8 protein-coding genes are annotated in these 6,814 nt (G+C 35.4%); all 8 read right to left on the bottom strand.

What is annotated here, in order from left to right:
• Nucleotides 1–312: 312 nt before the first annotated feature.
• A complete protein-coding gene (locus AC1DRF_RS13520) occupies nucleotides 313–978 on the bottom strand; it encodes a hypothetical protein (protein WP_477740918.1) in 666 nt (221 codons plus the stop codon).
• A gap of 102 nt (nucleotides 979–1,080) precedes the next feature.
• Nucleotides 1,081–1,767 carry a hypothetical protein gene (locus AC1DRF_RS13515; protein WP_230183705.1) on the bottom strand — a complete coding sequence of 229 codons (687 nt, stop codon included), beginning with the start codon at nucleotides 1,765–1,767 and terminating at the stop codon, nucleotides 1,081–1,083.
• A gap of 106 nt (nucleotides 1,768–1,873) precedes the next feature.
• Nucleotides 1,874–2,236: a hypothetical protein gene (locus tag AC1DRF_RS13510; RefSeq protein ID WP_230183704.1), complete on the bottom strand. Its 363-nt coding sequence runs from the start codon at nucleotides 2,234–2,236 to the stop codon at nucleotides 1,874–1,876.
• Complete coding sequence (locus tag AC1DRF_RS13505) at nucleotides 2,237–3,850, bottom strand: DUF6792 domain-containing protein (RefSeq protein WP_477740917.1); 1,614 nt, start codon at nucleotides 3,848–3,850, stop codon at nucleotides 2,237–2,239. It lies immediately after the preceding gene.
• Complete coding sequence (locus AC1DRF_RS13500) at nucleotides 3,843–4,523, bottom strand: hypothetical protein (protein WP_162213721.1); 681 nt, start codon at nucleotides 4,521–4,523, stop codon at nucleotides 3,843–3,845. Before AC1DRF_RS13500 ends, AC1DRF_RS13505 begins: the two co-directional genes overlap by 8 nt.
• A gap of 258 nt (nucleotides 4,524–4,781) precedes the next feature.
• Nucleotides 4,782–5,171 carry a PepSY domain-containing protein gene (locus AC1DRF_RS13495; protein WP_097824166.1) on the bottom strand — a complete coding sequence of 130 codons (390 nt, stop codon included), beginning with the start codon at nucleotides 5,169–5,171 and terminating at the stop codon, nucleotides 4,782–4,784.
• Between the two features lie 205 nt (nucleotides 5,172–5,376).
• Complete coding sequence (locus AC1DRF_RS13490) at nucleotides 5,377–5,559, bottom strand: DUF3973 domain-containing protein (protein ID WP_013055747.1); 183 nt, start codon at nucleotides 5,557–5,559, stop codon at nucleotides 5,377–5,379.
• A gap of 230 nt (nucleotides 5,560–5,789) precedes the next feature.
• Nucleotides 5,790–6,770 carry a UDP-glucose 4-epimerase GalE gene (galE, locus tag AC1DRF_RS13485; RefSeq protein WP_471875932.1) on the bottom strand — a complete coding sequence of 327 codons (981 nt, stop codon included), beginning with the start codon at nucleotides 6,768–6,770 and terminating at the stop codon, nucleotides 5,790–5,792.
• Nucleotides 6,771–6,814 lie beyond the last annotated feature (44 nt).

Genomic DNA, 6,814 nt, shown 5'->3' with positions numbered 1-6,814 from the left:
GCGGGGTCTCACCTGTTCCGCCTTTCCCACAGGAGTCTTCGCCTTGCCMTCCAATCAACCGCTAGAAGCATCTAATATGTGAAACTTACATTTACCATATACTTGGCACAATAACCTCTTATCGTCGGCTTGTAATCATAGACAAATTGCTCGTACTGATAAATAGACGCTCGTTGGAAAATTAACGATAATAGCCCCTATAAAGCATTACAAAAAAAACATTATACCTACAGCTAATATACTAACAGCTAAAGCAAATCTTATAACTTTCTTCATTTAACTCGCTATCTCTTCTTCTCTATAAATCCCCTACTATTTCCCCTCGTTAAAATGAATATTTTTTAGCATTTTCAAAAACCATTTCTTTCTATCCATTTGATTTGTTTCTGTATTTTCTCCTACACTATCGTATATTAATTTGATTACCTTATCAGAGCTTTTATCTGCTACATATGCGACATAAAGGTTGGGTGGATTTCCTTTACTGTCATGTACTATATGTTGGTTAGTACCACGAAAATATGTATAGGCAGAATCATAATAAATTCTTGTATTAGAGGTTTCTAACTGTTTAGGTTTTTTACTGCCTAATTGTTCTTTAAATAAACTCTCTACATAAATTAATTCTGATTTTGTGTCGTTCTCGGAAAATTCAGCCTTGATAGCGTACGTTTGTTGATCATTTTCATAGGGTTTAATATAAGCGACTGACCAATTTTCATATGATTCGCCATTTCTAGTGTAATCTTCGCGATATTTATGTAAAACTTGATACTCCTCCGGAAACCACATCGTATACTGTCCTGTCTTTGACTTAAACTCATAAAAACCATCGTCCACTTTTTTATCTTTGTTCAAGAACTTGCGTGTGAAGTGATCATCAAAAGCTGGGACATTTGGATAGCGGCTTTCGTTTATTAGCCATATTCCTGCTGTTAAAATAACCGTTCCTGCAAGGACTGCAATAATGGTCTTCATCCTTTTTTTATATCTGCAGATCCTCTTTATTTTTACTAGATAGGTTTTGGTATTTAAGTTAAATTGATTTATTTCTTAAATTATCGTTCAACATGAGCTTTATTAAGCTTCATTTCCCTCACGGAACTTAATATTTTTTAATATTGTTAGGAACCATTTTTTCTCTGCTACTTCATCATTCTTTCTGCTTTTTTCACTTTTATCAAACCACAGTTCAATTGCATTATTAGAATGTTTATCCGCTACATATGCTATATATGTATTTGGAGCATGTTCTTTATTAGGATGCATAATCACTTCTTGTGTTCCTTTAAAATATGTATAAGCTGAATCATAGTAGATTCTTGTACTAGAAGTTTCAAACGTATTAGGCTTAGTGCTATTTAGATGTTCTTTAAACATATTTTCTACAGTAAAGGATTCATTTTCAGCCCTTCTTGCATTTGAAAATGTCATTTCGATATAACTTCCCCCAGCATTTCCAGCTTTGTTATTCCCCTCTTTCGCTATCCATCTTTCATAAGAATTACCGTTTATTACGTAATCTTCTCCGTTCTCCTTTATAAGCTGATACCCTTTAGGAAACCACATCGTGTACTGCTCAGTCTTTGATTTAAACTCATAAAAACCATCGTCTACTTTTTTATCTTTGTTCAAGAACTTACGTGTAAAGTGATCATCAAAAGCTGGAACATTTGGATAGCGGCTTTCGCTTATCATCCATATTCCACCTGTTAAAATAGCAACTCCTATAATGATTGCGGGAAGGGTCTTCGTACGTTTTTTCATTGTCATACACTCCCTTTATTATTCTTTTGAAATAAGCGGGACTTAATGTAAATTGTTCAACATATAAAAATCCCTCAGACCACTGTCTGAGGAATAGCAGTATCCCTTATGTTAATTCACTTTCATCCATTGATTCTTTATATCGAATTTCGTACTCTCTCTTATGCATATCTTTAACAGAATGCATAAAACTCATAATATGCTGAAATGCTCCAGTATTATACTGCTGAGCCCTTAGCGTATATCCCCGCTCTGCTGCTTCTAATTTACTTTTAACCGCATCCGCAAACTCACCCGTTTGGTTTTCTAAATAGTTTTTAGCATGCCAAAGCTTTTCATTCACTTCTTGATCTTTTTTGATTAACTCTTTAATCCTTTTTGCCTGCTCGTCTTTGAAGTCATCACCATCAAATTCAAACGTATATTTACCACTCGTTGTTCCTGTGTGTGTAAAATCAAAATCAAACAATTAAATCCCCCCTACTACTTCTTTCATGCTTTTAATATCTGAAGCTACCGATTCGTCAGCTTCCATCATCTTCTCGAAATTTTGGAAGAACGCTTCAAGAAACTTTTGATAGTATGTAACTTCCTCTTGAATAGAAGAAATAATCTCTTCAACAGGGGTAAATACACTATCGTCTAGCGGGTCAAACGTTTTGTCAAACGTCACTTTTTCAGCCACACGCTTTTGTCCAAACCATGCGAGGGTAGCGCCGTCTTTATCTGCCTTTTCCATGAATGACTGAGGAGAAGCTTCTTCTCTTGATATCTTCATTTTTAACTTTTTCTTCTTAGCTTCGAAGACTTCGTTAATTTCACTATGTAAATACTGCTTTAGCGCATTTAAGTTTGCTTCTTTGTCTTTAATGGCATTAGCACAGTAATAAATAAACTTCTTCATTTGTTCATAATCTAGCAAGATTTCTTCCTGAGATCCTGAATCAAAAACCTGATAATACGTCTTCATAGCATTAGCTTCTGTGTATTTGACAACGTAATTAATTCCGTGGAGTTTTGCTTGGTCCCTTTGAGATATTCCTTTATAAACCTGTGAGAACCCCCCGGGACTAGTTAGTAAATTAACTCCACCTGCTGCGCCTAGAGCAACTCCAGCTTTTATCTCACCTAAATGGAGAAAAGGATACTTTTTTATATGCTCAAGGTATTGCTCACTCTTATTAGGAAGGTCGAGTAACGTTTCCTGTTTTACATGATCATTAACAAAGCCTAAGCCACCTAGTATCGTTTTCACTCCAAGATTATAGCGAAATTGGTCTATCATATACACTGGATTCCATTTTGCTTCTTTTTGAAAAGGATATTTTCCAATGTTAATCATTTCTTCTGTATCTAAATCYCCAAGCATCGTCACTTTGTTACCTGCATACCAGCTGTTTGGAAAGGATTGAGCATGCATGGGCTCGCCTTTTACCCAGGTATGGCTAATTCTTTTTGCTTCTTTTTCATAATAAGTATTAGCTAGAGATATGAGATTATTTGAAGATAAACGTCTGCTTGCTCCTCTTTTTYGATTTATATATTCTAAGAAGTCTTTATCAAGGTCTTTGAGCTGTTTAACATTTACAGGAGCATCATTCAACCCTCTTATGTTCACAAAGTTTTTAGTTAACAGACCTAATGTAACTATAAGGTGACCACCTAGAGAATGACCATCTCCATACCTTTTAATTTCAATATCTGAACCTTCCACCTTTTTTTCTACTTCATTGTACATCTCTAAAGCATCGTTAATTTGCTTGTTACTTTTTCCTGCTCCAATACCTAATGCATCATAAACCACATCACCAAAATCTTTGGATGGTTCTGTTCCTCTAAAGATATAATATATTTCATTAATATGGTGCTTTTTATCATAAAAATGAATAGCAGCTCCATCGAAACCAGACTTTTTTCCAATTTTCATGTCCGTACTGCTATAAATCTCAAAATTCGGCGGTTCTTTCCCCATTGTTTCTTCATAGATTTTTTTTATTTCTTTCTCTTTTCCTGATAAATCCTTATATTCAAGTTGTGTTAACTTATTTCTTAAACTATTATTTAAAACAGAATGATTAGCCATTGTGTTCATCCTTATTAAAAGTAATGCTCTTTAATATATTTATAATCCATTCATCTCGTTCTTCTGCTGACTTTTTAGAAAGATGATCATCTGTACTATCAAAATAAAATTCAATTACACGCTCGGAGTTCTTGTCTGCAATATAACCAGCATACGTAGTTGGAATATGTCTATTAAAGTCCGTAATTACCCTTTTATCTGTTCCTTTAAAATATATGTACGCTCTGTCATAATAAATTCTTGTTGTATCTGTCTGTAATTTTTGAGGGCTAGTACTATGAAAACGTTTCTTAAATAAGCTTTCTACATAGACCTTTTCTTTATCGGGATTTTTCTCAGACAACTCAATGTTAATATATCCTTTATGTCCTTCATTGTTATTATTCGAGGCTTTCCAAAATTCATAATATGTATCGTCTTTAACATAATCTGATGCATCCTCATGTATTAATTGATACTCCTCCGGAAACCACATCGTATACTGCCCGGTCTTCGACTTAAATTCATAAAACCCGTCATCCACTTTTTTATCTTTGTTTAAGAATTCACGCGTAAAGTGATCATCAAAAGCAGGGACGTTTGGGTATCGGCCTTCGTTTATCATCCATATTCCTCCTATTAAAATAGCAGCTCCTGCAATGACTGCAATAATGGTCTTCGTACGTTTTTTCATTGTCGCACACCCTTTTAGTTATGTTATAACCTATGTTTTATACATGTTCGATACTATCATACTTATAATGGGAGAGTCATAAGCAGAACGAATCAAAGAACCATAATTAGGAAGTGGTTATTTTTTACTATCACTTACCCTTTCTTTTAAATAAATAATCGTTTCTTGTTTTATTATTGTTACCTTTATTAATGATTTCTCTCAATAAAGAAAACCCCACTTTCAAAAAAGTGAGGTTGATTACATAATATAAGCCATTTACTGAACGCTTCGCTCTTCTTGTGCCAGCACATCAATTTCAGCATCAATCTTTACGGTGTGGGTTTTTCCGTCAAGTCCAAGAATCACAATTTCGTACTGCTTGTTAGCAAGAACAACGGATTCAATAATGCCTTTATGCTGTCTTAACGCGTATGCTTTTGCACGGCTTTTAGTTAAAGGAATCGTTTTTTCTTTCAAAATACTGCCGGTTTGGGCGTTAATTTTTACTTTGTGCTCTTCTCCGTTTAACGTAAGGATGTCTACTATATAAATAGGAAGAGTGAGTATTTTACTCAGCGATATGGATTTGACAATGCCTTTATATTCTTTTAATGCGAGAAGCTTTGCTTGTTCTTTCAACAAAAGAGATCGTTTTTCAGAAATCATTTGACGCCATCCTTTCTAGTTTATAAAACGGACTGCTGTTTCAATTTCTTAACGTACCATACCCTATGTATACGTCTACTAACTAGTATAGCGGGCTTGTCTTAAATTTATCTTAATATTACATGAAAGATAACTGAAGAAAGCTGTTATTCACTGAAAAAACTAGACCTGATTAGATCTAGCTTCTTATTGGTGAATGTGAATTCTACATCTTTTTCGTTTCGAATCGTTCTACGGCTCTCATTTGTTTGATTGATGGGGATTTGTGTACGCACATGCCCAGATGAACTTTTTGAAGCAAATAGGGATCAATGTAAAAACCATTTTGAAAGATGTTTTCTTTTTCCTGTTCGTCATGAAATTTGGAGCATCTTACACAGTAATACATATCATAACCTCCTTGCGGACTATTTTATAAACGGGGATAGTTTTGAATGGTATATTTACCTACATCATATGGAAAAGAACAAAAGTCGTGCTTGTTTAGGGAAAATGTCCGAAAAGGAGAAGGCTTGTCCATGGGCTAAACCGCTGGCTTTTCAAAATGATTATTTAGAACATAAATCAGTTTAATCGTAACAAAAAAGCCTCTTTCAAAAAGAAAAGAGGCTTTTTTTATTACTTTGTTACGTTTGCGCTGTTTTGATGCCAGTTCCAAGCTGATGCGATAATTTTTTCTAATGAAATTTGCGCTTTCCAGCCTAATTCTTCGTGAATTTTATCAGAAGATGCAACTAGGCGTGCCGGATCTCCAGCGCGGCGGTCTGCCATTACAACATTCGCTTTTTTACCCGTTACTTTTTCACACGTTTCGATCACTTCTTTTACAGAGTAACCAAGGCCGTTTCCAAGATTGTACGTTGCTGTTTTCTTCGTGCCGTCTAACAGTGCTTGAAGCGCTGAAATGTGAGCATTTGCTAGGTCCGTTACGTGAATGTAGTCACGGATGCACGTTCCGTCTTCAGTATCGTAGTCTGAGCCGAATACAGAGATGTTTTCACGTTCACCAAGCAGGTGCTGAAGAATGATTGGAATTAAGTGCGTTTCAGGATCATGGCACTCGCCAATTTCCGCTGTTTCGTAAGCACCCGCTGCGTTGAAGTAACGAAGCACCACATATTCCATATCGTAAGCACTTGCAAAGTCAGCTAAAATCTGTTCAATCATTAACTTTGAACGTCCGTACGGATTAATTGGGTTTGTTGCCGTATCTTCTGTAATAATATCTACAGAAGGGATCCCATATGTAGCAGCAGTAGATGAAAAAATAAACTTTTTCACATTGTGCTTCATCATCGTTTGTAAAAGGGTTAACGTCGCAGCTACGTTGTTTTGATAATATTTAAGAGGAGCTGTTACTGACTCCCCTACTAAACTATTAGCAGCAAAATGCATGACAGCATCAATTTTATGATTTGTGAATACGCTTTCTAAATCTTTCTCATTACCTAGATTTCCTTCTACGAATACCGCTTTCTCATCGATTGCCCAGCGATGACCCGTTGATAGATTATCAAGTACCACAACTTCATTTGTTTTCACTAATTCTTTTACTAGGTGGCTTCCGATATAGCCTGCTCCTCCGATGACTAAAATCATACTGTCAGTCAGCTCCTTTTTATTAAGTGTCGCTACAGATATCG

It is taken from the genome of Priestia sp. P5_B4 (assembly GCF_056400385.1).
This window is presented reverse-complemented; position numbering and strand designations above follow the sequence as displayed.

Coding starts and splice junctions, on each gene's coding strand:
- AC1DRF_RS13515 (WP_230183705.1), bottom strand. CDS start 1,767: ATGAAAAAACGTACGAAGACCCTTCCCGCAATCATTATAGGAGTTGCT.
- AC1DRF_RS13520 (WP_477740918.1), bottom strand. CDS start 978: ATGAAGACCATTATTGCAGTCCTTGCAGGAACGGTTATTTTAACAGCA.
- AC1DRF_RS13500 (WP_162213721.1), bottom strand. CDS start 4,523: ATGAAAAAACGTACGAAGACCATTATTGCAGTCATTGCAGGAGCTGCT.
- galE (WP_471875932.1), bottom strand. CDS start 6,770: ATGATTTTAGTCATCGGAGGAGCAGGCTATATCGGAAGCCACCTAGTA.
- AC1DRF_RS13490 (WP_013055747.1), bottom strand. CDS start 5,559: ATGTATTACTGTGTAAGATGCTCCAAATTTCATGACGAACAGGAAAAA.
- AC1DRF_RS13495 (WP_097824166.1), bottom strand. CDS start 5,171: ATGATTTCTGAAAAACGATCTCTTTTGTTGAAAGAACAAGCAAAGCTT.